General features: G+C 69.1%; 24 protein-coding genes and 5 pseudogenes. 13 read left to right on the plus strand and 16 right to left on the minus strand.

The window, feature by feature from the left end; genetic code table 11:
- The first annotated feature begins 238 nt into the window (after positions 1-238).
- From HUT19_RS43740 to HUT19_RS39490, 4 genes and pseudogenes are all read left to right on the plus strand, one after another.
- Positions 239-472, plus strand: a complete 234-nt coding sequence (locus HUT19_RS43740; RefSeq protein WP_254886056.1) for a hypothetical protein — start codon at positions 239-241, stop codon at positions 470-472.
- A 437-nt stretch (positions 473-909) separates the two neighbouring features.
- Positions 910-1236, plus strand: a complete 327-nt coding sequence (locus tag HUT19_RS39480; protein WP_176185907.1) for a plasmid stabilization protein — start codon at positions 910-912, stop codon at positions 1234-1236.
- 167 nt (positions 1237-1403) lie between these two features.
- Positions 1404-1768, plus strand: a pseudogene (locus HUT19_RS44465) (MOSC domain-containing protein).
- A gap of 114 nt (positions 1769-1882) precedes the next feature.
- Positions 1883-2095 (plus strand): DUF6328 family protein, encoded by a 213-nt coding sequence (locus HUT19_RS39490; RefSeq protein ID WP_176185911.1) that lies wholly within the window; start codon positions 1883-1885, stop codon positions 2093-2095.
- A gap of 50 nt (positions 2096-2145) precedes the next feature.
- Here the strand turns inward: HUT19_RS39490 and HUT19_RS39495 are convergent, their stop codons facing one another.
- Positions 2146-2808, minus strand: coding sequence for a type III effector protein (locus HUT19_RS39495; RefSeq protein ID WP_176185913.1), 663 nt, complete (start codon positions 2806-2808; stop codon positions 2146-2148).
- 130 nt (positions 2809-2938) lie between these two features.
- On the opposite strand from HUT19_RS39495, the gene HUT19_RS39500 reads away from it, so the two are divergent.
- The 3 genes and pseudogenes from HUT19_RS39500 to HUT19_RS39510 form a co-directional block, all read left to right on the plus strand.
- Positions 2939-3373, plus strand: a complete 435-nt coding sequence (locus tag HUT19_RS39500; RefSeq protein ID WP_176185915.1) for an Hsp20/alpha crystallin family protein — start codon at positions 2939-2941, stop codon at positions 3371-3373.
- A gap of 296 nt (positions 3374-3669) precedes the next feature.
- Positions 3670-4065 (plus strand): DUF2267 domain-containing protein, encoded by a 396-nt coding sequence (locus HUT19_RS39505; protein WP_176187867.1) that lies wholly within the window; start codon positions 3670-3672, stop codon positions 4063-4065.
- A 273-nt stretch (positions 4066-4338) separates the two neighbouring features.
- A pseudogene (locus HUT19_RS39510) lies at positions 4339-4724 on the plus strand (phosphotransferase); the annotation flags it as partial.
- Between the two features lie 199 nt (positions 4725-4923).
- On the opposite strand, the gene HUT19_RS39515 reads toward HUT19_RS39510, so the two are convergent.
- Positions 4924-6045, minus strand: a complete 1122-nt coding sequence (locus HUT19_RS39515) for a serine hydrolase domain-containing protein (protein ID WP_176187869.1) — start codon at positions 6043-6045, stop codon at positions 4924-4926.
- Positions 6046-7586: 1541 nt separating this feature from the next.
- On the opposite strand from HUT19_RS39515, the gene HUT19_RS39520 reads away from it, so the two are divergent.
- From HUT19_RS39520 to HUT19_RS39530, 3 genes are read left to right on the plus strand one after another with little or no spacing between them, the layout of a single operon-like run.
- Positions 7587-8645, plus strand: coding sequence for a PP2C family protein-serine/threonine phosphatase (locus HUT19_RS39520; protein WP_176185917.1), 1059 nt, complete (start codon positions 7587-7589; stop codon positions 8643-8645).
- 55 nt (positions 8646-8700) lie between these two features.
- Positions 8701-9894, plus strand: a complete 1194-nt coding sequence (locus HUT19_RS39525) for an IS110 family transposase (protein WP_176179786.1) — start codon at positions 8701-8703, stop codon at positions 9892-9894.
- Positions 9818-10237, plus strand: coding sequence for a PP2C family protein-serine/threonine phosphatase (locus HUT19_RS39530; protein ID WP_176185919.1), 420 nt, complete (start codon positions 9818-9820; stop codon positions 10235-10237). Before HUT19_RS39525 ends, HUT19_RS39530 begins: the two co-directional genes overlap by 77 nt.
- Before the next feature lie 246 nt (positions 10238-10483).
- Here the strand turns inward: HUT19_RS39530 and HUT19_RS39535 are convergent, their stop codons facing one another.
- From HUT19_RS39535 to HUT19_RS39575, 10 genes and pseudogenes are all read right to left on the minus strand, one after another.
- The gene (locus HUT19_RS39535; protein ID WP_176185921.1) at positions 10484-10621 is read right to left on the minus strand and encodes a hypothetical protein; all 138 of its coding nucleotides are present in this window, start codon (positions 10619-10621) and stop codon (positions 10484-10486) included.
- Positions 10622-10654: 33 nt separating this feature from the next.
- Complete coding sequence (locus HUT19_RS39540) at positions 10655-10858, minus strand: hypothetical protein (RefSeq protein ID WP_217712334.1); 204 nt, start codon at positions 10856-10858, stop codon at positions 10655-10657.
- 272 nt (positions 10859-11130) lie between these two features.
- Complete coding sequence (locus HUT19_RS39545) at positions 11131-12099, minus strand: helix-turn-helix domain-containing protein (protein ID WP_254886058.1); 969 nt, start codon at positions 12097-12099, stop codon at positions 11131-11133.
- 137 nt (positions 12100-12236) lie between these two features.
- Positions 12237-12537 (minus strand): annotated as a pseudogene (locus tag HUT19_RS43750) (hypothetical protein); the annotation flags it as partial.
- Between the two features lie 114 nt (positions 12538-12651).
- On the minus strand, positions 12652-13224 hold the full coding sequence (locus HUT19_RS39550; protein ID WP_176185927.1) for a hypothetical protein: 573 nt from the start codon (positions 13222-13224) through the stop codon (positions 12652-12654).
- Positions 13221-14081, minus strand: coding sequence for a hypothetical protein (locus HUT19_RS39555; RefSeq protein WP_254886059.1), 861 nt, complete (start codon positions 14079-14081; stop codon positions 13221-13223). The genes HUT19_RS39550 and HUT19_RS39555 overlap by 4 nt, the downstream gene beginning before the upstream one ends.
- Before the next feature lie 1053 nt (positions 14082-15134).
- Entirely contained in the window at positions 15135-16052 is a 918-nt protein-coding gene (locus HUT19_RS39560; protein ID WP_176185931.1) for a haloalkane dehalogenase, read from the minus strand.
- 843 nt (positions 16053-16895) lie between these two features.
- Positions 16896-17510, minus strand: a complete 615-nt coding sequence (locus HUT19_RS39565; protein ID WP_176185933.1) for a thioesterase domain-containing protein — start codon at positions 17508-17510, stop codon at positions 16896-16898.
- A 344-nt stretch (positions 17511-17854) separates the two neighbouring features.
- On the minus strand, positions 17855-18175 hold the full coding sequence (locus tag HUT19_RS39570; protein WP_176185935.1) for a MerR family transcriptional regulator: 321 nt from the start codon (positions 18173-18175) through the stop codon (positions 17855-17857).
- Positions 18176-18869: 694 nt separating this feature from the next.
- A pseudogene (locus HUT19_RS39575) lies at positions 18870-19671 on the minus strand (helix-turn-helix transcriptional regulator); the annotation flags it as partial.
- Between the two features lie 134 nt (positions 19672-19805).
- Here HUT19_RS39575 and HUT19_RS39580 point away from each other — a divergent pair.
- The 3 genes and pseudogenes from HUT19_RS39580 to HUT19_RS39590 all read left to right on the plus strand — a co-directional run.
- A pseudogene (locus tag HUT19_RS39580) lies at positions 19806-19956 on the plus strand (NAD(P)H-dependent oxidoreductase); the annotation flags it as partial.
- A gap of 702 nt (positions 19957-20658) precedes the next feature.
- On the plus strand, positions 20659-21432 hold the full coding sequence (locus HUT19_RS39585) for a CPBP family intramembrane glutamic endopeptidase (protein ID WP_254886060.1): 774 nt from the start codon (positions 20659-20661) through the stop codon (positions 21430-21432).
- Positions 21433-21523: 91 nt separating this feature from the next.
- The gene (locus HUT19_RS39590; RefSeq protein ID WP_303332638.1) at positions 21524-22201 is read left to right on the plus strand and encodes a sensor domain-containing protein; all 678 of its coding nucleotides are present in this window, start codon (positions 21524-21526) and stop codon (positions 22199-22201) included.
- A gap of 54 nt (positions 22202-22255) precedes the next feature.
- Here the strand turns inward: HUT19_RS39590 and HUT19_RS39595 are convergent, their stop codons facing one another.
- The 4 genes from HUT19_RS39595 to HUT19_RS39610 all read right to left on the minus strand — a co-directional run bounded on the left by HUT19_RS39595 (position 22256) and on the right by HUT19_RS39610 (position 26319).
- Entirely contained in the window at positions 22256-22915 is a 660-nt protein-coding gene (locus HUT19_RS39595) for a hypothetical protein (RefSeq protein ID WP_176185937.1), read from the minus strand.
- A gap of 410 nt (positions 22916-23325) precedes the next feature.
- Positions 23326-23658: an NADH-quinone oxidoreductase subunit A gene (locus tag HUT19_RS39600; RefSeq protein ID WP_176187875.1), complete on the minus strand. Its 333-nt coding sequence runs from the start codon at positions 23656-23658 to the stop codon at positions 23326-23328.
- 107 nt (positions 23659-23765) lie between these two features.
- Positions 23766-25277, minus strand: coding sequence for a hopanoid C-3 methylase HpnR (gene hpnR / locus HUT19_RS39605; protein WP_176187877.1), 1512 nt, complete (start codon positions 25275-25277; stop codon positions 23766-23768).
- Positions 25278-25404: 127 nt separating this feature from the next.
- Positions 25405-26319: a ferritin-like domain-containing protein gene (locus HUT19_RS39610; RefSeq protein WP_217712335.1), complete on the minus strand. Its 915-nt coding sequence runs from the start codon at positions 26317-26319 to the stop codon at positions 25405-25407.
- Positions 26320-26505 lie beyond the last annotated feature (186 nt).

Here is a 26505-nt window from a genome sequence, read left to right on the forward strand (position 1 = left end):
TGATTCCCCGGGCCCCGTCAGAACGGTGAGCGACGCGACCGCCGGCTGGGGACCGCCTCGGGGGGCTTGTACCGTTTGGCTTTCTCCCTCCCCGCACTCTGTTGTCCAGCGGCTACAGTCCGGCCACCGTCACTACGCCATTTGGCGCCCGCAACGCGCCTGGTTCTCGGTTCTGTGAGCTCATGGCTGAGCCGCTTCCGCGAGGACCGGCGAATCGTGCCCGGGAAGGAGACCACGGATGGCCGCTTGTGAGGTCTGCGGAAACGATTACGAGATGGCCTTCGAGGTACGCGCGGCGGGTGTCGTTCACATCTTCGACAGTCTTGAATGTGCCGCACACAAGCTCGCCCCCGTGTGCGACCACTGTGGGTGTCGCATTCTGGGTCATGGTCACCACGCCGATGGCAAGTTCTTCTGTTGCGCTCACTGCGGACGTGCCCAGGGCTATACCACCTTGGCCGACAACGCCTGATCCGTGCGCATGACAACAGTCAGGCAGAGCTGTCCGAGGAGCATCACGGCGATGTCTTCGTCGCTGAGTGATCGCCTGCGAGCCGTCTTGCGCCCCGCCGAGCGGCCATTCGCCTGGAGCGGACGGGCGGACGGGCGGACCCGGCGCTCGGCCACCGCGCGACCCACGTGCCCTGGTTTTCCAGCAATGCTGGGCCCGGTCATGTCCGCAGAGGGGGAGTCGTGGTGACGTGGACAGCCACCTCGGCCCCGGGGCCGTCTCACTCGCAGAGTTCGCCTTCGGCGGACCTGTCCTAAAGTTGAAAACGGAGTGGAAAAGCCGTGTCCGCCATCGGAGGCAGCTTCTGCCCTCTCGGTGGTCCCCCGGACCGTTCACTGTTCACCGGTCGGTCTGGTCGGCCCCAAGGCGGCACGCGAACATGAAAGGGAGGCTGACCGATGCCTGCCGGATCCAGCCGCAAGCGGGAACGACAGTACGAGCACATCAAGAAGGGCCAGGAGGAGCGCGGTACGTCCACGCCACGGGCCAAGGAGATCGCCGCCCGCACCGTGAACAAGGAACGTGCCCGCGCGGGCGAGGCCAAGAGCGCCAGCAAGAGCTCCGTGAAGGACCCGAAGTCCGCGCCGGAGCGGGGCGGGAAGCGCTCGCACAGCGGAGCGAGGGGCCCCACCCGTGATCAGCTGTACAACGAGGCGAAGCAGCGGGGCATCGAGGGCCGCTCGCAGATGAACAAGGAACAGCTGGCGAAGGCGCTCGGCCGCTGACCTGCGGCTCGACGACACTCTTCTCTTCCGGCGCGGCCGGCCTCCGTCCGGCCGCGCCGGGGAGGCGCGGCCGGTGAAGGAGGTCCGCCGAAGCACGACCACGAGCACCCTCGAAGGGCCGGTCAGGGTGAGTTCGCCGGGCCCTCCGGTGGTCGGGACGAGCGAAGTTGCGGGGGACGCGGTGTGCGATCGGGGTTTCCCACGGTCGGCGACGACCGGGGCGTCCACCCCTTCGCGCCGAGGATCTGAACGGCTGGGAGCATCAACTGGGCCGATGCGCTGACAACGGTCCCTTCGGAGAGAACCTCACCACGGTCGGCATCGACGCGCGCGAAGCGCTGGTCGGCGAACGCTGGCGCGTGGGCCTCAAGTCGTACTGGAGATGACCGACGATCGCATTCCCCGCCGCACCTTCGCGGGACTGGGAGAGAAGGGCTGGCTACGGCGCTCCACCCAGAAGGCGTCCTCCGGCGCCATGCTGCGTGTCATCGAGCCGGGGGAGCTCGGCGTCGGTGGCCCGATCGCGCGGTGACCTCGGACCGCAAGTCGCCGGCCAGCGTGCCGGAGGCGGCTCCATGGATGGAAGGTAAGTCGTCTGACGGCGGACGAGCCGGGAGCGTCTTCGGTAGCCGCTCTCATGGCGCCGGTGTCGATCCGCCGCTTTCTCTCCAGGCTGCGCATGAAGGACGAGGTGGTCGAAGCTGTCGGCCGCCTCATGGTGTGCGCAATGGTGCTGTGGGCACTCACCATCGCCTGCACCCTGCTTCTCGTTCTCAACGTCGTCGACCATGTTGTTGCCGAGGCGGTCGTCGGCCTGGTCATGCTGTGGTTCGCCATCTGCTGGTTGCCATCCCGCTGAGACTCCGGAGCAAGTCCCGACGGCGGTTCGGCTGACTCTGAACACGGCGGTCAGTCCGGGGCGCGGCGCTGGTCGCTGCTGTGCTGCCGCAGTTGGTCGGTGTGGCGGGTCATGGTGTCGACGCGGGCGGCGAGATCGGTGTGCCGCGACCTCAGGTGCTGGTGGGCTTCGGTGAGTGGGGCGATGAGCTGGGCGGCGTCATCGTGGGCGAGGGCGTCCGCGAGCCGGGTGATGTGGCCGCGGGCCTCGGCGGGGAGATCGGTGAGGGCGGTGATCTGCCCGGCGAGCTGGCGTAGATCGGCCGCGTTGCCACGGGCCCACGAGGTGACGGTGCGGTCGGCGGCGCGGCGGTCCCGGGTTGCTTGCACTCGTTGCTCGCCGGTGGCGCCGGGGGCTCCGGGCCGTACGCGCAGATAGCGTCGCTCGGCGGCCTGGCGGCTCGCCACACCCAGGGGGTGGGCGAGCTCGGCCCAGCTGGCGCCCGCCTCACGGGCCGTCTCGATCAGCCACGGTTCCCACCCGGCGAGCTGGTCCCGGAGCTTTCGCAGCAGCAACAACGCGGCCAGGGCCTGCTCCGAACTGGTCGGGTCCTGCTCCGGCCGCCGGCTCGGTGGGGTGGTGGCGGTGCGTACGACCTCGTTGATGGCATCCAACCCAGCCGCGGCGGCAGGGAAGGACGAAGGGGCGGGGCCGGGCTCCTCCGTGCTGGTCATGGTGTATCCCTCCTTCTCTGTCGCCTGATGGACGACACGCAAACTTGTCATCGTTCCGATGACATGATACAACGGGACCAGGTTGCAGCGCATTGGCGGTACTGCCCGAGCACACTGGAGGTGTTTCACGATGTTGATGCGCACCGACCCGTTCCGCGAGCTCGACCGGCTCACCCAGCAGCTCATGGGCTCGTCCGGAACCTGGTCAAGGCCGTCCACGATGCCGATGGACGCCTACCGGGAGGGCGACGACTATGTGATCGCCCTCGATCTCCCTGGCGTCTCGACCGATGCGATCGACATCGATGTCGAGCGGAACATGCTCACCGTCAAGGCAGAGCGGCGGCCGGTCGCCAAGGCCGACGATGTGCAGATGGAGCTGTCCGAGCGGCCCCTGGGAGTGTTCTCGCGCCAGCTCATGCTGGCGGACACCCTCGACACCGAGCACATCAGGGCCGACTACGACGCCGGTGTCCTCACCCTGCGCATCCCCATCGCCGAGCGGGCCAGGCCCCGCAAGATCACCATCGGCGAGGGCGCGGGGCGCAAGCAGATCAGCAGCTGACCCTCGGGGCCGCGCGGACGGAGGCCGGGCGGGGGCAGGACTCATGCTCCCTGCCCCCTCCGTGACCGCCCGCCCCAGCCCGGGGGAGGGGGGAGAGCCGCGCCGGGCGCCGCTGTCGACGCGGCGGACGCTGAATTCCACCGACTGGTCGAAGCGTGTGGTGCGTACCGGCTGAACCACACCAGGGTGCCTGTCCGCGCCGTCCACCGGCCCCTCCAATGACCGCAATCATGACGAGAAAGGTGACCGACCCAGCCATGCCGGCCCAGTCCGAACCCACCCTGAACACAGCGGGAATGACGTTCACCCAGATGCTGGAGAAGATCCGCTACGAAGGGGCCTATCCCACCCGTGAAAGGGCCGAGGCGGTCGTCCGTGCCGTGCTCACCGGCCTGGGCCGGCAGCTCACCGGGGACGAACGGGTGGAACTCGCTAGCTGTCTGCCCGTGGAGGCAGCCCGGATGTTCGCAAGCCAGATCCCCGACCCCGATCCGCTCACCGGCTGGGGCTTCGTCAAGGATCTCGCCACCCGGGCGGGCGGCACGCCCGCCACAGCCCGCTGGGACACCGGCTCCGTGCTCAAGGTCGTCGCGCAACTCGTGGGGGACGACCTGGTGGACCGGATCCTCGCCCAGCTCCCCTCCGGCTACGCGCTCCTGTTCGGCCGAATCGAACTCACGCGCGCTGCCTGACGTCTCTTCCCCTCCTGCCCGGGGCGGGCAGCTGGCCACCGGCATCGGGACGTTGCCTTCATGTATGCATGTATGCGTGGGCGCCCTCACCATGGCTTACAAAAGGTCGCGGGCAACGTCTCGTTCCAGGTTCGGGAAAACACCCGTCGCTCCGTTTCGTAGCCGTCCAGGGCGGTGTCGACGAAGAACTCCGTCTCGTTGGAGCGCCGTACGGTGTGGTGACCACGCGTACGTCCGTCCCAGGCGTCGCGCCGGAAGCGCATGGTCCAGGTCGACTGCCGACGTGTGGAGCTGACCATCGGCACGCGGGACGGAGGTAACCGTGACCTGGTGCTGCGGAGCTTCGTCGGCCCGTTCTACGTGGAGCGTGCCGAGGACTGGCTGAACAGGGAGGCCGGCGCGCTGGCCCTGCTGGCGGGGGCCGGCGTGCCGGCTGCTGGGCTGGTCGCGGTTGATCCGACCGCCGCGCAGTGCGAGTATCCGTCGCTCCTGATGACACATGTGGCGGGCGGGACGGTCCTGGACGATGAGGGATGGGCGACGCGCGTCCCTGTGCTGGCCCGCCGACTCGTGGCGATCCACGCGGTGCGGCCCCGGGAGTGGCCTTGACGACCGCGGAGACCGTGGTGACTCCGAAAGGTGCCGACGCGGCGGCGTGGGGCCTCTCGCTTCTTGCTGGATTCGACATCTCGCGAGCTGTCAAAAGGCCCCTTCTTCCATGCGGTCCCGCCGGCCGACTCACCCGAACCAGGCCCTTGGTCGACCCCACGCACACGCGCGAGCGGATAGAGGACTGCCAGTTACATAGAGTTACTCACACGTCCCGGCTGGGAACTGAGCTGACCACAGGGCTCTCGGTCAGGGTGCCAGTGCCTTGTAGGCGGCATGAAGGAGCTTTTGGCCGCGTGGGTCGGCGAGGCCGAGGTTGGTCATGTGGTTCATCACATAGGCGATGGTCATGCGCGTGTCAAGGTCGTTGACGACCAGTGATCCGCCTCTTCCACCCCAGTAGCAGGCATGGGTGCTGGTCGTGCTGACGGGTGCGTCGCTCGCGTTGAGGGCGTAGCCGATACCGAAGCGCAGGGGGATGCCCAGCACGAGATCGATGCCGTGGGACTGTTCGTCGAACACCATGCGGCAGGTTGCTTCGGAAAGGAGGCGTCCCTGGGGTGTCTGGCCTGCGCAGGCGAGTACCGATTGGAGGGCAGCCACAGATCGCGCGTTTCCGTAGCCGTTCGCGGCGGGAATCTCCGCGCGGCGCCACTGGGTGCTCCAGGTGTCCTGGGCAGTCACGTAGGCGCCAACCGGGATTTCTACTCGTGGGTTGGCTGCGGATGCGGGGCCGGGTGCGGGGATGACGTCGGAGACTCGGTGATCATGTTCGGCTGCGAGACCGATGTGGAAGTCGGCGTCCAGCGGCGCAGCGATCTGATCGGCAAGAATCGTGCCGATCGAGTGTTGGTAGATGCGGCGGACGACCTCGCCGATCAGAAAGCCATGGGTGAACCGGTGGTAGCCGGAGGCTGTTCCGGGTTCCCAGCGGGGCGATTGGCGGGCCAGCAGGGTGGTGACTTTCTCCCAGTCGCACAGATCGTCCAGCGTCACCGGCTGGTCCCAGTCGGGGAGGCCGGTGGTGTGGCTGAGCAGGTGCCGGACCTCGATACGGTCTTTGCCTGCGGCACCGAACTCGGGCCAGTATTTCGCGACCGGTGCGTTCAGGTCGAGTTCGCCACGGTCGGCCAGGACGAGAGCACACAGCGCGGTCATCGTCTTCGTGGTGGACCACACATTGGTGATGGTGTCGCGTTCCCAGGGCTGGCTACGTGCCTGGTCGGCGTATCCTCCCCACAGGTCGACAACGGGTTCGCCGTCGAGGTAGACCGCCACCGACGCACCCACGTCCGCTCCGCTGCGCAGGGAATCGGCAAACGCCTCCCGTACTGCGCTGAACTCTTCGCTGCAATTGCCGTGGATTTCCATGTCGAGCACGTTTCCCCTCTCATGGTGTCTCTATGAGGCCTCGGGCAAGGCGGGTGGCGAGTCTGCGGATCTCAGGTGAGGTCTCCGCCTTGGCGACTGGGCGCGGGAACTCGATCTTGCCCGACAGGTCCGCGCCCCGAGGACCGGGACGGCCAGGTCGCCGCGCAGCAGGGGTGCGCCCGCTGGCGGGGAGGGAGGGGGTGTTGCGGCAGGCCTGGGTCCCCCTTCGCCTGGCGGCTGCTGCCCGACCGGCAGATCGCTCTGGCCGCCCTGCTCACGGCGACGGCGGACGGCGCCTGCCTGCGCATCCTGCGCCGCGCGGCTGCCCGGGTAGGCGTCAGCCCGTGCTTTTCTACTCGCTGTGGGACTCGGGACGCGTCTGCGCGCCGTCGCCGGCCTTCTCTGCCTGCGCGTGGAGCGCAGGACGTCGACGGGGTCCGGCGGTCCCCGAAGCTCGCCCCGCGTCTCGTTGAGGTTGCTGATCATCCGGTCGTGGTGTCGGAGTACCTCCCGGTTCTTCTCGCACAGTCCGGTGACGCCCCCTGGATGAGTTCCAGGATCGTCAGGGGGCTCTGCGTGAGCTCCCCGTGCAGTGCGGTCAGCCCGACCGTCGGGTCTTCAACACGTTCGAGTTGCTGCCGTATCGCCGCTCGTTCCATCCTCACGTCACCGAACGCGTCTTTCTACCCCACGTGACCATCTGGTTACTTCGAGCAATGCCTCCGCTCGTATCTGCCCACCAAGACTTCGCGTGACGCGATGGTTTCCAGCGCTTTGCCTGACCAGGCCGGCCTCGCCTGCGTTCGAATACCGCCCGTACGCGCGACGTACGGGAACGTTGGGCTATCCGTACTGTTCGGCGGCGAGTGTTGGTCAGGGGGTGTTTTCCTGTCCGAGTTGTTCGGCGCGGTCGACGCGCTGGTCGCGTCCTGCGCTCCGCCGCCGCCGGCGGAGGAGCGCAAGCGGCTGCCCAGGCCCACGGGCTGACGCTGGAGGAGGTGGTCCGCCGCGCTGAAGGCGCGCGGGCGTCGGCGTCCGGCCGGGAGGCGGTGGAGAAGACGACCGAGCCGCGCCGCCCGGAGCGCGAGGCATAGGTGCGGCTGCTGAACAAGCTCGCGGAGCTTTTACGCTGCGCCGCCCCGGCCGCGGTGCCGGCCACGTTGACCGGCCGGCCCGCCACGGCGGAGCAGGCTCTGTCCACGGCCCCGGCCTGGCGAGGCTGTGGCCGTGACTGCGCACGAGAACCACCTCCGCTCCCTTCGCCCCTGGCGAGCAGGTCATGCCGCGTCCGGCACGCGGCGCCAGGAGCACGTCGACGTCGCGGCGCCCTGGCCTGGGCGGAAGGCGGCCCCGGCCGGCACGCCGGCGGACGGCACCGACCCGCGCTCCGCCTGAATGCGGGCTGATCGGTGTGAGAGGCGATGGAGATTGAGGTGCCGCCCCGGGTGCGCCGTAGCGCGGGGGGCGGTGTCGGTCACGGCCCTGGACGCCCGGGGCGCGATGAGTGGAACAGTCCACTTCCGCGAGGCAGGCTTGTACCCATGCGGACACTCTTCCGCCTGGCTCCTCCTCCCGGAACGGGCGGTCATAGCCGGGCGCTGTTCCGAGTCGCGCAGTGCGTGCCGTTCGTGATCATACTGCTCGGGCTGGGGATCGAGTTCTCGCCTGCGCACGATATCTACACCGGCCCCCTCCTCGTCGCGATGCCGGCCTTGGCTTCGCTGACGATGGGCCCGAAAGGCACCTTCTCCGCAGCGGCTGGAGCCCTGGCCGTCAGCCTGGCCACCACCACCCTGCACGAGGCGTGGGGTGGCCTGCTGATCTACAGCAACCTCCTGGGCCTCCTCGTAGTGTCCGTGGCCAGTGTCATCACGAGTAAAGCGGTGCGCACGCGCAGGCAGAGCGAGCTCAACCAGGTTCGCCGGGTCGCCATGGCAGCACAAAGAGTCCTGCTGCGGCCCGTACCGGCCCGGCTGGGGCCCGTACGGGCGGCCAGCACGTATCTCGCGGCCGAGACGGGAGCGCAGATCGGCGGCGATCTGTACGAGGCCGTGGAGACCCGGTACGGGGTCCGGATGATCGTGGGCGACGTCCGCGGCAAAGGGCTGCCTGCTGTGGGTCTGGCCGCGGCCGTGCTGAACGCCTTCCGGGAGGCCGTGCACTATGAGGACGACCTGCTCGAGGTGATGAACCACTGCGCGGCTGCGCTGCACCGGGAGAGAGTCGCGCCGGGCGCGGTCGACCAGGGCGAGAGGGAAGACCGGGCGGAGGATTTCGTCACTGCACTCGTGGCGCAGGTGCCCGACGGCTTCGAGGTCCAGGTGGTCAATCGCGGCCATCCGTCTCCGCTGCTACTGCGCCAGGGCAGGGTTCACGCCCTGATGCCCAGCTCACCACTGCCACCCCTGGGCCTGGACGACTTCATCACTGGTCCCTACCTTCTTGATCGGGCTGAGCGAGCCATTCGTAGGGTTGGCTCACCCAGGGGCGCTGGGTGTGGCTATCACTGGTCTGCCGCTCGTGGCTCGGGAGGATTGGCCGCCCGGCGCCCCACGACGACTCGGCCGCCAATTGGGAAATGCGACAAGATCGCTTTGTAGGGACTCGTCGGCGAGGTCGTCTGTGGGACACGGCACGACGACGATCAGGAGAGCGATGCACCCCCGCGTATGGGCCGGAATCGACGCCGGCAAGGCCCACCACCACTGTGTGGCAATCGACTCCGAGGGGAACAAACTCCTCTCCCGCCGCGTGGCCAACGACGAGCCGGAACTCCTCCAACTCCTGGCCGATGTCCTTGCGCTGGGCCATGAGGTGGTCTGGGCCGTCGACCTCGCCGACGGCGGCGCCGCACTGGCCATCACCACCCTGCTCGCCCATGACCAGCAGGTGCTCTACATCTCCGGTCGCACCGTCAACCGTGCCTCGGAGGCATACCGGGGCGAGAGCAAGAGCGACGCCCGCGACGCCGCGATCATCGCTGATCAGGCACGCATGCGCCGCGACCTGACCCCGATGCGATTGCCCGACAGCCTCAGCGCCGAACTGAAGCTCCTCACTGCCCGCCGCACCGATCTGGTCTGCGATCGCACCCGCACCATCAACCGGCTCCGCGCCCAGCTGAACGGCATCTTCCCCGCTCTGGAACGGGCATTGGACCTGAGCAACGCGGGCCCGCTGATCCTGCTCACCGGATACCAGACCCCGGCCTCTATCCGGCGGCTGGGCCGCACCCGCCTGGAGGCATGGCTTCGCCGTCGCAAGGTCCGCAGCGCCGGTCAGGTCGCCCGGACCGCGCTGGAGGCCGCCGAACGGCAGCACACCGCCGTGCCGGGGGAAGACGTCGCCGCCGAGCTGGTGCACACGCTCGCCCAGCAACTGACCGCTCTCAACGAGCAGATCGCCGCAGTGGACCGTCGCATCGCCGAGCGGTTCAGGGAGCACGAACTCGCCGAGGTCATCACCAGCATGCCCGGCATCGGCCCGACTCTCGGTGCGGAGTTCCTCGCTGCCACCAACGGTGACATGGAGCTCTTCGGCTCCCCGGACCGGCTTGCCGGCTTCTGCGGTCTGGCTCCCGCCTCGCGCGACTCCGGCCGCATCAGCGGCAACCTGCGCCGACCCCAGCGATACCACCGCGGCTTGCAGCGTGTCTTCTACACCTCCGCGCTGATCAGCATCCAACGCCACCCAGAGTCCAGGGCGTTCTACGACCGCAAGAGGGCCGAGGGGAAGCGCCACACGCAGGCCGTCATCGCCCTCGCGCGCAGACGTGTCAACGTCCTGTGGGCACTCCTGCGGGACAGGCGCTGCTACCAAGCGGTCCCACCCGTCGCTATGGCGGCATGAGGACCCGAACAGCTCATCGCTGACGCTTGACAACGTCATTGGGAATCCTCCCGCCAAGGTGGAGAGCTATCTGCTCGCACCCGGTGACCGTCTGCTGCTGCACACCAACGGCGTGATCGAAGCCCGCAATCCTGACGGAGTTTTCTTCGCCTTGGCCGAGGCCATGGAAGCGGTGTCCACTTGCACTCCGTCACAGTTCCTGGAACAACTGCACCGGGCATTGATCCGTCACACCGGGGGCCACCTGGCCGACGATGCGGCGATGATCGTCGTTGACCGGCTCGACGAAGAAGCAGGCGAACCAGTAGCCCGCGCAGCTGTTGCTCGACACCTCGAAGCGTGAAGCACGGCCGTCCTTGCTGTCCGGGGACGCAGACAAGATCATCAGGCCAGGTGAACCGGCGAGGTTAAACGCCAAGCGTCGTCCGGCAGTCCGGGCGCCAGCCGGTGCAAGTCCGGTCCGGGGAGGCGCCAGGGTCCCCGGTGGCTGACTTCCGGCGTCACTCGAAGGGTGGCGTCGAGGTGGAGTGACAAGCGCCCTCCGGGGGCGTGCAACCGGCCAATCCGCAACATTACTGACGTCGGCTCGTCAGGGTGATGCTGGATCGTCGAGGGTCAGGCCGGTGCCCGCTATGAAGCCGTCGAGGGTGTCGGGGGTGTCGGGCCGGTACTGAAGTCGTTTGAGCCGGTTGCGGACGAGGGCCTCGAGCCGGTCGAGGGCGACCACGGCGAGGTTGGCCAGGCTGCGCTTGACGTGCGCTCATACCCACTCCACGGGGGTGAGGCCGGTGAGTAGGCGGAGCAGCAGGAACACCGTCAGTCGTGCCCGCTCGGCGATCAGCTCACGCATGGCGTGGGATACATGGGTGTTCAAGCGGTCCCACACCAGCACGATCGGCGCTTTGACGAGCTGGTGAGTGCCGTCGATCAGCGCGATGAAGGCGTGCTCTGAGCGCAGTCCCATGTCGTGCAACTCATTGATCATTCAGTTCGCCGACGTCGACGCCTGCGAGCGCGTCCATGACGCGGTCCCAGGCTTCCCGTCCGGCGGCCCGATGGAGTTCATCGGCGCGGCACTTCATGGCTCAGCGGGTGAAGTCGTCCTCGTACGGCCGCACTTGCTGCGTGAAGCTGGCGACGCAAGGGGACCGAGGGCGCGGAGTGGGTGTCCGGCACACGCCGACCGCCGACTGAGTGAGTCCGCCCTGTCGCCCCTGTCGGCCACCGCGGCGCTCTTCATGCGGTGCGCCGTTGGTCGTCGGCACAACCGCCGCCTGCGATGGCGCGCCATTGCCGGGGGGACATTCCGTAGGCGATTCGGAACGTCCGGCTGAAGTGGGAGGGGCTGGTGAAGCCGAAGCGGTGCGCGACGGCCGACACCGAGGGGCCGCCAGTACCGGGGCGGCCCAGTTCACGTCGGCATGCCTCCAGCCGGCGGCGCTGGATCCACCGGCTGACCGTGGTGCCCTCAGCCTCGAAGAGCCGGTGCACATAGCGCACGGACACGTGGTGCTCAGCGGCGATGGCCTGTGGCGACAGGTCGGGGTCGGAGAGGTGGCGGTCTATGAAGGTCTGGATGCGCAGCCGCATCGCGGTACCGGCGGTGTCGGTGGTGTCCTGGCCCAGCCGCTCGGCGATCAGCGTGCTCAGCAGGTCCACGGCGTTGCGGGCGAGCATGTCACCGATCCGTGGCGGGTAGCTGGGCGCTTCGGCTGCAAGCCGGGAGAGGAAGCGGGCCACCAGCGCGGCCGTCCCGGTGTCGGGCCGCAGAGTCACCGCGGTGATGCGTTGCAGGTCGGGCTCTGAAAGTCCCAGCGCCTGCCGAGGCACGCTGAAGAGCCGCATCCGGAAGGGCTCGGCGAACCTGAGTGCGTATGGCCGGGTGGTGTCGTAGAAGGTGAGGTCGCCCGGCCCGAGGAGCGCTTCCCTGCCGTCCTGGGCGACCACTCCGGAGTTACGCCCTTGGACGCCCAGGTTCACATGCTCTCCCTCGGCCTTGGCGATCAGGCGCGCGGTGCGGCGGACTCGGTTCGCGTCGCCCTCAACCGTGGAGATCTGCAAGCAGCCGAGCCGGTCGGTGGTGACCATGCCACGGAAGGGCTCGTCGGCGATGGGCGTGATGTCCAAGGGCACGCAGGTCCGCTCGATCACCTCGTGCCAGTAGGCAAGCCGATCTGCGGCGGGCACCGATGCCGTGGACAGCACGCGACTCAATTTCTTCCCCCCTTGTTCCTGACTCGTCCGTGCGAATGTAGCCGCCGGGGCCAGGGGAAAATCAGTGTGCTCTGAGACAAGTCTCGGTGCCTCGGCGGACAGGGTGCGCCAGGACACCGGGTCTGGCGTCAGCTGGTGTCGCTGGACGAACAGGCCCATGAGGCGTAGAGGGAGTGCATAGATGAGGGATCAGGGTTGACGTGCGGCTGTCCCGCCACGAAGTCAGTCGGCACGGACTCATTGCCATCGTTGGCTGCTCTCACCGCTGCCGCTCCAGCCGGGTCATGCCAGATGTCGACCCCACCGGATGCGCAGTCGCAGACAGGACTTGCCGCCCGATCGCCAGAAGATGACCGGCCGACCGTCAACCGGGCTGCGGCATTGTGCCTACAGCGCCCGATTGACCTCGGGGAGGATCAGAGGCGAGTGGTCATCCGGTCGGCCGGGGTTTCCAAGACCAAGGGCCGACGCTGTCGAGCCCGCGCCCGACGGTGTCCGGCAGCACCGCCGCCGGACACCGTCAGGCCGGGATGCCGCAGTCCGTCAGCACTGAGCAGGTCGTGGCACAATCTCCCAGGTCTGCTTGATCCTTGGCACGTCCAGGAACGGCCGCATGCTGACCGTGTTGTCGTTCCACCAGGTCAGGTGTGTCGTCGGGCCTTCGCTCCGGAGCCCGCCGTCGTTGCAGTCGAAGGCCCAGACCTGGCCGGAGTCGTTGCGGTCGCAGGGGGAGGTGTACACCAGCGCCCTGATCCCCGCTCCGGCGTCCAGGCACTCCCCGGAAGCCCAGTTCTTGACCATGAAGCGGTCGTACGGGTTCCAGGGAATGATCCGCCAGTTGCCTCGGAGGTTGTCCGTGTCGCACCGTTCGAGAACCATCGGATCGGTGGACCGCTCATAGGCGGTGAGACATTCGCTCTGGCCGGTGGCCGCCCTGATCCGCACCTTTTCCGCGCTCCAGAAATCAGCCGAGGCGGAACCGATTTGAGTGACCGACATTAATGTGGCGGCCAGTCCGATCACGGCCGCACGCGTCGTCGCTTTGCTCTTCCATCGGGTCATTTTGTGGGCTCCCGGTGTCGTTGTGTTGTTTTCGTCTGCGGTGGTTCGCTTCACGCGGCACGTGCGATGCAGATGCGGGCGCTGAGCCGTGAGCCTGCCTCATAGAACATGTACTCGGTGCCGTTGTCGCTGCCGAACGACGGTGCGGCGACGCGGCCGTTGTCCGAGGGGATGGGCGAGTGGAAGACGCCCAGGTGGTTCTCCATGTCGAGGCCGTTGCCAACCTCGGTGATCCGCATCCGGCCGTCGCTGCCGTGGTAGGCGACGTAGATGGTTCCATTGCGCTTGACCAACGCCGGTCCGGCGATGTCCGTGAGCCCGTCGGGCTCGGGGTTGACCAAGGGGGTCGAGCTGAACTGCCAGTCGTCCCAGCCGTTGGGCGACCAGCCGTAGAAGATCCGCCGCCCGTTGCGGACGCCCATGAAGACCATGACGTACCTGTTGTCGCGACCCGGGAGCCGGTGATCGAAGACCCGGGCGTAGGAGGTCTCCGAGGTGCCAGGCACCAGCCGGGTGCTCAGGATGGGTGTCTCGTCGGTGAAGGTGATGCCGTCCTTGGAGCGGGCGACCCGGGTCACGGTGTTCTCGCCGTGGAAGTAGCAGAAGAACTGCCGGGTGGCTGCATCCCACAATACGTGCGGCGAGGACACGTGGCTGACCGTGGTGCTCGGCAGCTGGTTGTCGATCAGCGGGTTGCCCCGATACTCGGCGAACGGCCCAGCCAGGGAGTCGGCGAAGGCCACGCAGATGCCGCCGGGGTTCTCGTGCGGCGCATAGTAGAGGTAGTACTTCGCCCGGGCTCCGCTGATCTTGTCGTACATCCCACGGACGGTGGGGAAGATGCACTCACCGGTGGGGTTGTAGCGCAGCGGCGCTGCCAGCGCGTCCCGCAGGTACCGATATGTCGGCATCCCGGCCGGCCCTGCCGCCCATGCCGCTTTCCTATCGGTGAGTCCGGCACCCGCACCCAAGGGGATCCCGACCGCACCGGCCGCCGTGCCGCGCAGCACAGCGCGCCGGCTGACCACCTGGCGGTTTCGGGCTGAAGGCTCCATGTCTCCCGTCCCTGATGGCGATGGATCTCGTACGCGACAGGCGCCATGACGTACAAACCAGCCGGTCGGCGCCACCACCCGACGTTAGGGCCGGTGGCACGCGCCGCTTGCCTGCCAGCGCACCGACACTTGTCCGGGAGTGCACTGATCTCCACCGCGCTGCGGCGGCCACGTTCCCAGGGGGACATGACGAACCGGGGAGACTTCGGGTGGGTCATGTGCTGTCCACGGCGTCGGTGCCCGTCGGCGAACGGCTGGCCTCCTGGCACGAGGTGATCGAGCAGACCTGCGTGCCGTTGGACATCGCCCCTGCGCCGAGGCGACCGTTCCATGAGAGGCTCACCACCGACCGGCTGGGGCACGTCGGGGATCCGGCTGAGGCTGATTTCTGCGAGCTCAACCGTTGTCAGGCCGTGGCGGCCGTCACCGACCGAGTCCTGTTGCGAACGTTGCTATGCGGTGCCGTCCTGCCGTGTGGTGAGCGTGCTGGATATCCAGTCCGTGATGTACGTGCTCATGCCGTCGCTGTGCCGGACCCCAACGGAAGTGGTCCAACCGGCGGCCGCCGGCCAGGGCCTCGGTGTAGTGCCACCGGCTCACCGGCGCAGCCGGGATCTTCTGCAGCAGATGGTCAATCGCTCCGGGCGGTGCGAGCGCGTCGTTTTCCACCCCGACGCCCAGGACGGGAAGCGTCAGCCGCGCGAGCGCCGCCTCGGTCTCGCTCCCGCGGAGCGTGTAGCGGCCGGTGCGGCCGCGCCGACGGCCGTCCGGCCCAGACGGCATGAGGCCAGGCCGGAGGCCGCCCGGGGTGCCGATGCCGTCTGACGCGGAAGACGGCGCCGGACGCCGGTCGGGAACCGGGGTGGCGCCGCCCGCCGTGTGTCCGGGGAGGTGCCCGGCGCCGGGATGTCAGCTTGCGGCGATGAAGCGGTTCACGATCTCCGCGAACTCGGCACCCCGGTCTTCCTGGAGGAAGTGTCCGCCGTCCTTCACCACGGCGTGTTCCTGGCCCGCGCAGCCGGGAACGAGCTTGAGGAAGACCCGGTCGGCACCGCGGGTGATCGGGTCCTGGTCGCTGAAGGAACACAGAAAGGGCTTGGTGAAGCTCTGAAGGGCCTGCCACGCCCGGCGGTTGGGTTCGGCGGCGGGATCGTCCGGGGACACGGGTACCAGCAGCGGGAACTGCCGCGCCCCCTCCTTGAACGTCTCGTCGGGGAACGGCGCGTCATAGGCGGCGACGACCTCCGGAGCGAGCGTTGTCGTGCAGCCGCCGTTGACGATGTCGCCCGCGCGGAACTCCGGGGTTTTCTGGCTGAATTCACGCCATGCGCGGAAGGCGTCGCCGGGATCGCGGTCCCCGGTGGGCAGGAATGTGTTCGCCACGACCACCCGCGCGAAGCGGTCGGGTGCCTCGGCCACCAGGCGCAGGCCGATGAGTCCGCCCCAGTCCTGACACACCAGGGTGATGCCGCGTAGGTCCAGCCGGTCGAACAGGGCCTCGCACATCCAGTCCACGTGGCGCTGGTAGGTGTAGTCCGAGCGCAGGGCCGGCTTGTCCGACCTGCCGAAGCCGACGAGGTCGGGCGCGACGCACCGGTGCCCCGCCGCGGAGAGGACCGGAATCATGTGCCGGTAGAGGTAGGACCAGGTCGGCTCCCCGTGCAGCAGCAACACCGTCTCGCCCGAGGAACCGTCTCCGTCGTCGACGTAGTGCAACCGCAGCGACTCGTCGCTGCCATCGTCCGCCGCCACTTCCGCATAGTGGGGCGCGAAGGGGTAGTCCGGAAGGTCGTTGAACCGCTCATCAGGCGTACGCAGGCTATTCATGGGACGACTCTAGGGGGATGTGCGGCCTGCGGGAGGCGGCCAACCAGCCTTCAGGTACGTATCCCTTCCCGGGCTGCGCCACACCTATGCAGCCCCGGCATGCCGCCGGTGCGCGGAAAAGGGGGATGAACAGGGCAGAGCCGCCGGCGCTGTTGGTCACCGCCGGGCAGTATGGCGACTCGCCTCAGTTCGAACCGAGTTGGAGGCATCCGGTGCCTCGGACGGGTGGCGGCCGTCCGCGTGCCCGCCCGCCTGCGGGACCCCGGGTCCGCAAGCCCTCGCATCCTGCCGATAGCCCCAGGTAAACCGGCTCGCCATCTGCTGAACGAGGGGATCACAGGTCCAGTTCGTTTCGGCACCGTGGAACTCCACACCGTGCCGCCGGGCTACGCCGCGGAACATGACGGGGACGTGGAGCGCGACGTGGTGGCCCTGCTCAAGAGCCGGGCGGATGACGTAATCCAGCGCGGATACAGGCGAGGGTATCGGCTCAGCGGTAATCCCCATGCGTATAGCCACGGACCCTCCAACGTTTTCATCGACCAAGACCGACCAGCTCACCCAAGCCGGAGTACCGGTGTCCGCGGCAACCTGGGACGAAAGTGCGCGGCCTGGCGCGAAGAGGGCCTGATGGGCCTGGTCGACAAACGGCACCTGCGTACTGCAGCCCCATATGGACGGGTCGATGCGCGACTGGTCGACATCGTGTGGGAGATCCTGGACGACGAGCGCGCCATGGGCCTGTCACTGGGAACGCTGTCCCGCCTGATCGACCGGGTGGGGCAGATGGTCCGGGTGCGCTGCGCAAACCCGCGCGCGCACCCGCGTCTCTCCCAGGACGCCTCAGACCGGGCTGGCCCCCGCCCACCGGTGGATGGCGAGTGCGGTGGTACGGGCGTGTTCCTCCAGCATGGTGGAGTGGTTTCCGGGCACGGTGTCTTCGGCGTGCGGCAGGTTCCGCTCCGGGGCAGGTTCGGCACCGGGCGGTAGATCCCGGGCCGGTACGTACAGGGTGGGACAGGCGAGCGGCGCGGGTTTCCAGCCGCTGAAGAGCTCGAAGTATCCGGCCATGGCGGTGAGCCGGTCGGGGCTGGCAGAGGCGAATTCCGCCGCCCGGCGCAGCATGTCCGACGTCATCGCGGAGAGGGTCTGACCCCGGTCGCCGGGACCTGGGGGACAGGTGTCCACCAGGGCGACGGCCGCCGGGGCGGCGCCCTCGGACTCCAGACGCTCGACCACGACATGGGCCACCGAGCCACCGGCCGACCGCGCCAGCAGTACCAGCGGGCCTTCGGCGGCAGCTGAGGGGACGGCGATGGCCTGGGCGGTGACGAGAGCATCCAGTGTGGAGGGCAGAGCCTCTTTGGGCTCGAACCCCGGGTGCCGCACCGCGGAAACCGGCCGCAGCCCGCGCAGCGCGGCGCCCAGGCGCGCGTATTCCTGCGGTCCGGACCTCACTGTGCGCGGGGAGGCAGACCGTCCGGGCTCCCGTGCCGCTCCGCCATGAGCATGACAGGTTCGTGCGTCGCACCGGGGCCTGAGTCCTGTCCAAGACCGGGCGCAGGAGCCCGAAAGGCCACCAGCCTCTGGCTGTGGCAGACCGTCGGACGTGGCGGGCGCCCGCAGACGGTGCCTCGGCGGCGTACCGCCGCGTCAGCTCGGTGGCGAGCGCGTAGGCGGCCTCGGCAGCGTCCTCCAGCAGGCGCATGGCGTGCCGGAGCGCAGGAGCAACGGCCGGGTCTGGCACAGAATCTGTTCTACAGAGCCGGGTCTGCCGGTGCTCCGCGGGTCGGCGAGGGTGATCAGCTCGGGCGGGTGCGCAGTTCTTCGTTGATGCGCTGAGCTTCTTCGAGTTGGTCTTCGAGGACGACGATGCGGCAGGCGGCTTCTATCGGGGTGCCGGTGTCGACGAGTTCGCGGGCCCGGGCGGCGATGCGTAGCTGGTACCGCGAGTAGCGGCGGTGGCCGCCTTCGGAGCGCAGGGGGGTGATCAGACGGTGCTCACCGAGGGCACGGAGGAAGGCGGGAGTGGTGCCGAGTATCTCCGCGGCCCGGCCCATGGTGTAGGCGGGGTAGTCGTCGTCGTCAAGGTTGTCGGTGGGACGGGAACTGCTAGGGGGCATAGACCTCTTCTTTCGAAAGACGCGTCATGGGGCCCGGGTGCCGTGCTGGCACCCGGGCCCCGAGCTTTCAACACCATCTGCCGGCTGACTGCGCCGGCCTTCTTGTTCCGCTGCTCCGCACAGGAGGACGGAAACGCGGGGATCGCGAATGCGTGACCGGGGACCACCTTCCAATCGGGGCCTGCGGTGCCCGAGCGGCGTTCTTCCCCGCCCGGGCGATCCTGATGGCGTCTGCTCCTTACTTCACTCGGCTACTCGGTTGTACTGCTGGATATTGCGGGTACTGCTGGCGGCCCCTGGGGCCGCTCGGCCCGGCAGCCAGTAACGGGACCCACCGTTCCCGGCCCCGTCACTCCACTGCCGTTCCGCTTCCTACTGACCTGCTCGCACGGCAGTTCATCTCTGCCGTGCCCTCTTCGACTTCTTGGGTACGAGGAAAACGCTACCCTCGGCGCGCCCCAATGTCTACGTCCGCCACAACAGGTTTTCTCTGCCGTTGGTGACGAGATTTCTGTAACGAGACCACTTGGAAGAGTGTTGTGTGGGCTTGAAGAACCCGGCACAGCGGAGCGGCTTCCCAGACCGCGCGGACGACGTCCGCTTCGGGGCAGCCCCAGCTGGGCAGCCGAAGCGATCTGCTCGGCGCGGTCGGCCAGTGGCCCCCGGCGGCCCGGCCGACGGGCGCAGCGTCACTGCTGTCCGTGACCAGGCTCGCGAGCAGGCGCAGCCCGCCCTCGGCGGCGCCGCCAGCCGCGGACAGCACCAGCAGCTCCACGCCTGATTCGTCCGGCAGCGCGAAGTTCTCCTGATGCAGTTCCAGCAGTCCGACCAGCGGGTGCCGGTACGTCGTGCGTCCGTGTGTGCGGGCACGCACCTCCGCGCGGGCCCAGAGGCGGCGGCAGCGCCCGCTGCCCATCGCCAGCTCGCCGATGAGCGGGGCCAGGCGGGGGTCCCCATGGTATTTACCGGCGGCCAGGCGCAGGTGCCCGACCACGTCGAGGGCGCATGTGTCCCAGTCCGCGTAAAGGCCGCGTGCGGCCCCCTAAAGGAAGATGTGCCGGGCAGTGTTCAGGCCCGGCATCGGCCGGCCGTAGAGGACCCCGGCGAGGCGGTTCCCGGCGAGCACGTCCAGACGGTGGTTCCTGAGTAGCGCGGGCGCGTCGGCGACCGGGCCGAGGACGCGTAGCAGCTCCGGCCGGATCCGTACGCCCGGCGCCTTCGCTCGGCGTCGGCGTTGCCGGGCGAGCCGGTAGAGGTGTCGGTGTCGTCGAGGCCGAGCCGAGAACGCGGGCGAGCGCGTCGAGGACCTGCTCGGAGGGCTGCGTCGCACGGCCCTGCTCCAGGCGTACGGAGTAGTCGACGCTGACTCCGGACAGGTGTGCGATCTCTTCACGGCGCAGCCCTTCGACCCGGCGGCGACTGTTGGTGGGGATGCCGACGGCCGTCGGGTCGACCCGGGAACGCCGGGTCCGCAGGAAGCCCGCAAGATCGTCCATGCCCACCCGGCCTCGGTGGCGCCCGTGAAGGTGGCCTGCCAGTGCCAGGAAGCCCCGTCCGATGGAAGAGGGGCTCCTGAACGCCGGGCGCCGCGGCGCCCAGGATCGAAGGCATCCGATCCGAAGGAGTTCCCATGAAGACGCTGAGCGTCTACGCCCACCCGGAGCCGAAGTCGCTCAACGGTTCGCTGAAGGACCTCGCGGTGTCCATGGGAGAACGCCGGGCACGAAGTACGGGTGAGTGATCTGTACGCGATGAACTGGAAGTCGGTCGTGGGCTCGGCGCGGGGCGTCTGCGATGTCGGTGCGTCAGTGGGAAGGAACGGATGAGCGGGTGGTGGCAAGTGCACTGGCCGCAGCCCGCACTGGCCGCAGCCGGTGATGCAGTCGGCGTATCCGCCGGTGAACCGTTTGCCGGCGGTATTGACCGCACTGGCCTGTTCGACGGGGTTTTCGGCTTGGCCGCCGCTCACGCCTCGGGCTCCGGACGGCGCGCTGCCGGGGGCGGCCCGGAGGAGGGCCGTCCAGGCGCAACCGGTCGCCGTGCCGGGCGGCAGCGGTGCCTGGGTGCCACCGTCTCCCGCTCGCCGTGGGTACCAGGACTCTCCGGTCCGCGGGGCGGCCAAGGCACAGGGTGTCCTCTGCCGAGTTCAGCCGCCGGGAGCGTGACGGGACCCCAGATGGCGCGGAAGAGGTGGCCATCCTCCCAGGCTGGTTGCCGCATGAGCGCGCCTACCCAGATCCGTACCGCGCGTCCTCGCCCCGGGCGGTGACGGCGGCCGCGTCGAGGTGTTCCCCGGCGGTGGTTGCGGGACGCGTGTGGGGTATCAGTGCGGCGGGGGAGGTGATGCGTCGCGGACTTCTCTCCGGGCCGGGGGATGCCGGGATGCCGTGCTGCGGCTCGTCTGGGGGGGTGGTGCTGGGTACAGCGCTGTCGGGTAGTCAGGTGCAGTCCGGGCACGCCCCATGCGCGGCATTGTCGAGGTCATGCAGATGAGACAGCGGTGGAGAGCACTGGCAGGGGTCTATGGGGTGGTCGCGTTCGTGGCGGCCGGTGTGCTGGGAGCGGTGGTGCAGCCGGCGACGGGCGTTCCCACCGAGGTCGTTCTGACCCAGTTCGGTCCGGCGCTGGCCGTGGCTGTCGCGGCTGTGCTGTGGCCGTCCCGGACCCGCGGGCTGCTGGCCGGATCCGCTCCGGGAGCGGTTGTCTCCTGGCTGCCGTTGCTCGCCACGGCCCCCGTGATCATCCTGTTGTCGGCAGGCTCGTACGCCTTCCTCACCACCACCGCCCATGCCACCGGCCCGCCCACTGTCCACCACCCCTTCCTCCTCATCGCTGTTGCCCAGCTGGCCGGGGCCTGCGGTGAGGAGATCGGCTGGCGCTGCTTCCTGCAGCCCCTGCTGCGCACTCGCTTGGGTCCGTTGGCCGCGTCGGCGGCGGTGGGGGTGGTGTGGGGCCTGTGGCATGTCCAGGTGCTGGCCCAAAGTCCCGCCTACGCGGCGGGTTTCCTGCTGGCCACGACCGCGATGTCCGTCGTACTGGGCCTGGCCCTGGACCAGGCGCGAGGGCTTGTCCGCCTGCTGTGCGCGGGCGCCTTCCACACCCTGGTCAATCTGGGCATGCTCGGGTTCATGGACGAGGAGACGGGCAGGGCGGCGCCGATGGTCCTGTTCGGCCTGGCGTGCGCGGCGATGGCGGTGCCCTGGGTGTTGTGGGGACGGCGTACCACCACCGTTACGATCACCGCGACGGCGGGGTGAGCGGGGCGGGGGTCATGAGGACAGGGCGCGGGGGACAGGGCGTTTCCGGCGCGAGGAGTGGGTCGCCCTCGGGCGCTGCCAGCTGCTCGGGCTGACCGGTGTCGCGGTGATCGGTGCCGGGATGCTGGCCGGCGGGGCGTTGCTGCTGGTGCCGCTCGGGGTCGGCTTCTGGGCGCTGCCTCCGGCCGCCCGGCTCCTGCGCCGCGTTTCCGACCGGTACCGGGACCGCGCGGCCCGCTGGTCCGGCCGCCCCCTCAGCCCTCCCGACCCCCTCCCGCACGACACACACCTCGGCCCGCCGCAGCAGTCCGCGATCCTCGGGGACGACGGCTTCTGGCGCGACCTGCGCTGGGCCTGGCTGGAGCCGTGGACGGGCGGACTGCTGGCGGCGGTACCGCTCGGGCTGGCCGAGTACGGGGTGTTCGGCGCGCTCGTCCAGCCCTGGGTGTGGCGGCGGCTGGGCGAGGGCAACTGGTACGCCTTCGTACCGGTCACGACGACGGCCACCATGGTGTCCGCCCTGCTCCTCGGCCTCGTCCTCCTCGCGGCGGGTCTGCGTCTGGCACCGGCCGCAACGACGCTGCACGCCCGGCTCACCCACCGCCTGCTGTCCGCCCCGCGCGCCACCGAACTGGCCCGCCGCGTGGCCCGGCTGGCCGCCACACGGTCCACCGCGCTGGACGTCCACGCGGCCGAACTCACCCGCATCGAACGGGACCATCGCGATCAGCAGGGACCGCTTTGCCGCTCTGCTCCTGGTCAAGCATGAGACCCACGGCAGTGGAACTACACCCTGCTGCCCGACCCCACCGAGCCGACTACCTCACCTGTCAGCAGCGAGGTGCGCGGCGTCGCCGAGCGACGCCGATCCCGCCTGGCCGACCCGCGACTGACCGGACTGAGCAGCACAGAACTCGCCCAGCTCTCCGCCGAGTTGGCTTCGCTCCAGGCAGCACAGGCTCAGGAACGCTACAGCGAGCAACGCGGCGGACGCGCCCGACGCGCCACCGGCAACCAGCGGACCGCTGACCCCCGCTGCTCGGGCGTGGGGTGCGGGCAGTGGGCCGAGTCCGGTGACCAGCCGGCGCAGCGCCCACGAGCGCTCCGCGCGCCGCACCACGGCCCTCAGCTCGTCTGCCACGTCCCGGCCGTCCACCACCTCGTCGCGGACGCCCCGTGCCCGCGCGGCGAGATCGTCCCAGCCGCACACAGCCAGGAACCGGGCAGCGCTGTCGGGGTGGGCCGCGCGCAACCGCCGGGCGGCCCGCCCCCGTTCCACCCGCTCACCGCGGGCGGCACGCAGCCACGGTTCGTCCCAGTACGCCTGCCCCGGGGCGCCCGCGGCCCTCACGGGGCAGATCTCGGCGCACTGGACCACATCGCCCTGCAGAGCCAGGCGCAGCACAAGTCCGGCGGGCCAGTCCGGCAGCACCGGCCCGAGCGGGCACATGCAGCCGGTCAAGCCTGAGCCCGTCCCGGTCATCGGCCCGCTCCGCCATCGGCCCGCTCCGCCATCGGCAGGTCGGCCACCGTCATCTCGCCGTCACGGTCCTCGTAACCGGAATGCCCGCCAGGTGAACCGCCCGCCGCAGTTCCTCGTTCTTCTCCTGCGAGAAGCCTCAGATGACCCTCCCGCAGCGTGGCAGTCGCCGCATGGGGCGAGCGGACGGCAACGCGGGCACGGGGGCGCGGGACCTCACCGAAAAGTTCCCCGAGCCAAGCGTCCTGCTCGGCGCCGGTCTCACCGACCACCACCAGCAGATCAGCAGAGGACGGACCTTGCGCCGACGGCCACCCGAGCCGGCGCAGTTCCCTCTTGGGTTTCCGTGGCCCCCGCCGAAACAGCCAGAAGCACGTGGGGGCGGCTCAACGCCGCACGCCTCGCCTCGTCCCTCAGGCCCATCGGAAGGCGCCCTCACGCCAGGCGTACGCGACCGCGGCGAGCAGGATCCAGAGGAACAGGAACATCTCCACCACGGCGCTGGTGCCAGTCTTCGCCACCACCCTCGCCCACGGGTACATGAAGAGCATCTCCATGTCGAACGCAAGGAAGATCATGGCCACCGGATACCACCGCACGTGGAAACGCGAGACGGCATGCTCAGCGGGAGGCAGCCCGCCGCTGAACGCTCCCGCCCGCAACGGATCCCCGCGGTCGGCAAGCCACAGTCCGAGCCCGTAAAGGGCGGCCACAGCGGCCGCGACCACACCCAGCGTGATCAGCATCGGCTCCCAGGCTTGACTGACCGGCACTCCCGCCTCCCTTCCCCGCACTGAGGGACGAGTGCCTCAACCCACCGCTCTTATGCCCATCGGTTCCACCGCGATGGCCGTCAGACGGCATCGGCAGGCGGGACCGGGCGCGCGCCGGCACCACGCGACGGGGGCTTGCTGTGCACATAGAGCAGACGGCGGTCGCCGACGTCCAGCCGCTTGGGCATCGGCAGCTCGTAACGCACCGGGCGGTGATGATCGGCGAGCTGCTTGCGGGGGTCGTAGACCTGGTTGAAGCGCCACAGCATACGGGCGAAGTTCGTCTGTCCCCTGAGGAGGTTGCCCCCGAGTACCCGCAGCGCGCCGAGTGCCGTGGACAGCCCCAGATGCTTGCGGTTGATGACGGCCTGAGTCCGGACGAGTTCCTCGTAGAAGTACTTCAGCGGCAGCGTGGTCGGGACCACCGCGTGCTGGATGTCGAACAGCCGATAGTCGCGTGTGGTCAGGCGCCTGGACTCGGTGTGCCAGATCTCCGTGCCCGGATAGGGCGTCATCACCGTCAGATGGACGATCTCGGGCACCGCCAGCGCGAATTCCCGTACGACCCGGAAACGCTCCTCGTCCCAAGCCGGATCGACGATGAGGTTGATGGCGACATCGATGCCCAGGCGGCGGGCCGTCTCCAACGCCTTGAAGTTGTCGTCCGGGCTGACGCGTTTGCGGTAGAGGTCGAGTCCTTCCGCGTCGATCGCCTCCATGCCGAGGAACATGTAGCGCAGGCCCAGACGAGTCCAGCGCTGAAAAACCTCCACATTGCGCAGCAGGACGTCGCTACGGGTCTCAAGGTAATACCGCTTGCGGATCTTACGCCGTTCGAGTTCCGCGGCGATGGCGTGCCCGTGCTCGGGGCGGATGAAGGCGACATCGTCCACGATGAAGACATTCGGCTCCCGGATACTCGCCATCTCCTCGCCCGCGGCCTTGGGGGACGCTTTGCGGTAACTGCGGCCATAGAAGGTCCACGCGGAACAGAACGAGCAGTCCCAGGGGCAGCCGCGGGTGAATTCGATCGAGGCACAGGGGTCGAGCTCTCCGATGAAGTATCGGTTGCGGCGGCGCATCAGATCGCGGGCGGGCCTGGGCAGGTCGATGCTGTGCAGCATCTGAGGCGCCGGTCCGCCTCCGGAGGGTGTGACGATGCCGGGCACCCCCTCCACGCTCCCGTCCCGCAGCCCCTCCAGCAGCGGGCCGATGACCGGTTCCCCTTCGCCCCGCACGACCGCGTCGACGGCGCCCTCCGCCTGTTCGAGCACCTCTTGGGCAACGAAGGAGACGCTGTGACCGCCGAAGAACACGAAGCAGTCGGGGAGGGTCTGCTCGACGCGCCTGGCGATCTCGATCGCTTCCGGAATATTGGCCAGATAGTTGAGGGAAACACCGAGCGCCTCCGGCCGGAAGGAAGTGAGCTCCTCTTCCAGATCCCGGTGCGAGTGCACCTGGAGGTCGATGACACGAACCTGATGACCGGCGTCACGAGCGGCACCCGCGATCCGCTCCAAACCCAACGGCTCCAGGCGCAGAAAGATCTCCGAGTACATCAGAGCACTGGGGTGGACGAGCAACAGACGCATCATGACCTCTGCCGGTGAGGGGATGTCACTGACGTATCCGCGCCGCGAGGCGTCCCAAACGTATTCCTCGCACTTCGGGCCATTCGGCCGACCGCTGTTTCACCGAACCCGCCATGCATTCCTCCTCCTACATGGCGTTGCGGGTGTGCAAGGCGGAAAGTTCGGCAGCTTCGTCGTCCGGGAAACCGAGGCGGGCCATACGGCGTCTGCGTCCCTCGTCCATCTCCGGCTCCAGCCGCTTGACGGCACGGTGCCCGCGCGCGATGGCGTCCGGGGCCCACGACCCGGCAGCGAGGAGCACGAGGGAATCGAAGACGTCACGGTTCAGCCCCGCGGTGGCGGTCAGCGCGTCGTGGCGACGCTCCACAGCTGCCCGCAGCCTCGGGCGCAGCGCCGGGTCCACGGCCGCCCGGTGCTCCAGGTGCGCCACGCCGAACGCCACATGGCGGGCTTCGTCCTGACGCGCGAGCCGGGTGACGCGGCGGGTGACGGGATCGGGGGCGTGCCGGTCCAGGAATGCCGGCAGGGTCAGGAAGCTGCCCTCTCCCAGCACCGACAGCAGGAAGGCGGCCAGGGAGAAATCGGGTTCGGCGAGCAAGGTGGCCAGCGAGGCCCTGCCCTCGGCGGACGTGGTGCCCATGGCGCCGCGCTTGAGCACCGCACGGCGGGTGAAGACCTCGACGTGGCGGGCCTCGTCGGCGGCCTGGACGGCGAGCAGTTGCAGCACCTCCCGGAAGTGCGGGTGCACCCGGGCGAGCATGCGGCCGGGGAGTACCAGGGCCGCCTGTTCGTTCTCCACCAGGTAGGTCATCACCTGCACGACGTCGTCCTCGAGTTCACCTGGCAGTTCGAACTCGGCATCCCAGTCGACCGCGGTCCGCGGGTCCCACTGGGCGGTTGCGGCATGGGCGTACAGGCGTGGCGCCAGGTCGGCCCAGGCTACGTCGCGGTCGGCCACGTCGAAGGGGAGCTCGGGGCCGCCCGCCTCCGCCAGAGCGCCACGGGCGGCCAGGCCCCAGTGCGCCTCCGGACGGGCGACCACGTCATCCGGCCCGGGTCCTCCGGCGCGTTGCGCACCGGACCACCGGTCGGTGTCCGCCCGGCCCCGGACGACGCGGAATCGGGCCGGGGCTCCGGAGGACGCGTCCTCGGGGAGGAGCCGGTGGCCTTCCTGACGGGCCCACGCCGCGAGGTGCACCGGCAGGGCCGGGTCGCACCCGTCATGTCG

This window comes from Streptomyces sp. NA02950, assembly GCF_013364155.1.
Taxonomy (GTDB): Bacteria; Actinomycetota; Actinomycetes; order Streptomycetales; family Streptomycetaceae; genus Streptomyces.

Coding starts and splice junctions, on each gene's coding strand:
- HUT19_RS43740 (WP_254886056.1), top strand. CDS start 239: ATGGCCGCTTGTGAGGTCTGCGGAAACGATTACGAGATGGCCTTCGAG.
- HUT19_RS39480 (WP_176185907.1), top strand. CDS start 910: ATGCCTGCCGGATCCAGCCGCAAGCGGGAACGACAGTACGAGCACATC.
- HUT19_RS39495 (WP_176185913.1), bottom strand. CDS start 2,808: ATGACCAGCACGGAGGAGCCCGGCCCCGCCCCTTCGTCCTTCCCTGCC.
- HUT19_RS39500 (WP_176185915.1), top strand. CDS start 2,939: ATGTTGATGCGCACCGACCCGTTCCGCGAGCTCGACCGGCTCACCCAG.
- HUT19_RS39505 (WP_176187867.1), top strand. CDS start 3,670: ATGACGTTCACCCAGATGCTGGAGAAGATCCGCTACGAAGGGGCCTAT.
- HUT19_RS39515 (WP_176187869.1), bottom strand. CDS start 6,045: ATGGAAATCCACGGCAATTGCAGCGAAGAGTTCAGCGCAGTACGGGAG.
- HUT19_RS39520 (WP_176185917.1), top strand. CDS start 7,587: ATGCGGACACTCTTCCGCCTGGCTCCTCCTCCCGGAACGGGCGGTCAT.
- HUT19_RS39525 (WP_176179786.1), top strand. CDS start 8,701: ATGCACCCCCGCGTATGGGCCGGAATCGACGCCGGCAAGGCCCACCAC.
- HUT19_RS39540 (WP_217712334.1), bottom strand. CDS start 10,858: ATGGGACTGCGCTCAGAGCACGCCTTCATCGCGCTGATCGACGGCACT.
- HUT19_RS39555 (WP_254886059.1), bottom strand. CDS start 14,081: ATGCCGACATATCGGTACCTGCGGGACGCGCTGGCAGCGCCGCTGCGC.
- HUT19_RS39560 (WP_176185931.1), bottom strand. CDS start 16,052: ATGAATAGCCTGCGTACGCCTGATGAGCGGTTCAACGACCTTCCGGAC.
- HUT19_RS39570 (WP_176185935.1), bottom strand. CDS start 18,175: ATGCCCCCTAGCAGTTCCCGTCCCACCGACAACCTTGACGACGACGAC.
- HUT19_RS39585 (WP_254886060.1), top strand. CDS start 20,659: ATGCAGATGAGACAGCGGTGGAGAGCACTGGCAGGGGTCTATGGGGTG.
- HUT19_RS39595 (WP_176185937.1), bottom strand. CDS start 22,915: ATGACCGGGACGGGCTCAGGCTTGACCGGCTGCATGTGCCCGCTCGGG.
- HUT19_RS39600 (WP_176187875.1), bottom strand. CDS start 23,658: ATGCTGATCACGCTGGGTGTGGTCGCGGCCGCTGTGGCCGCCCTTTAC.
- hpnR (WP_176187877.1), bottom strand. CDS start 25,277: ATGCGTCTGTTGCTCGTCCACCCCAGTGCTCTGATGTACTCGGAGATC.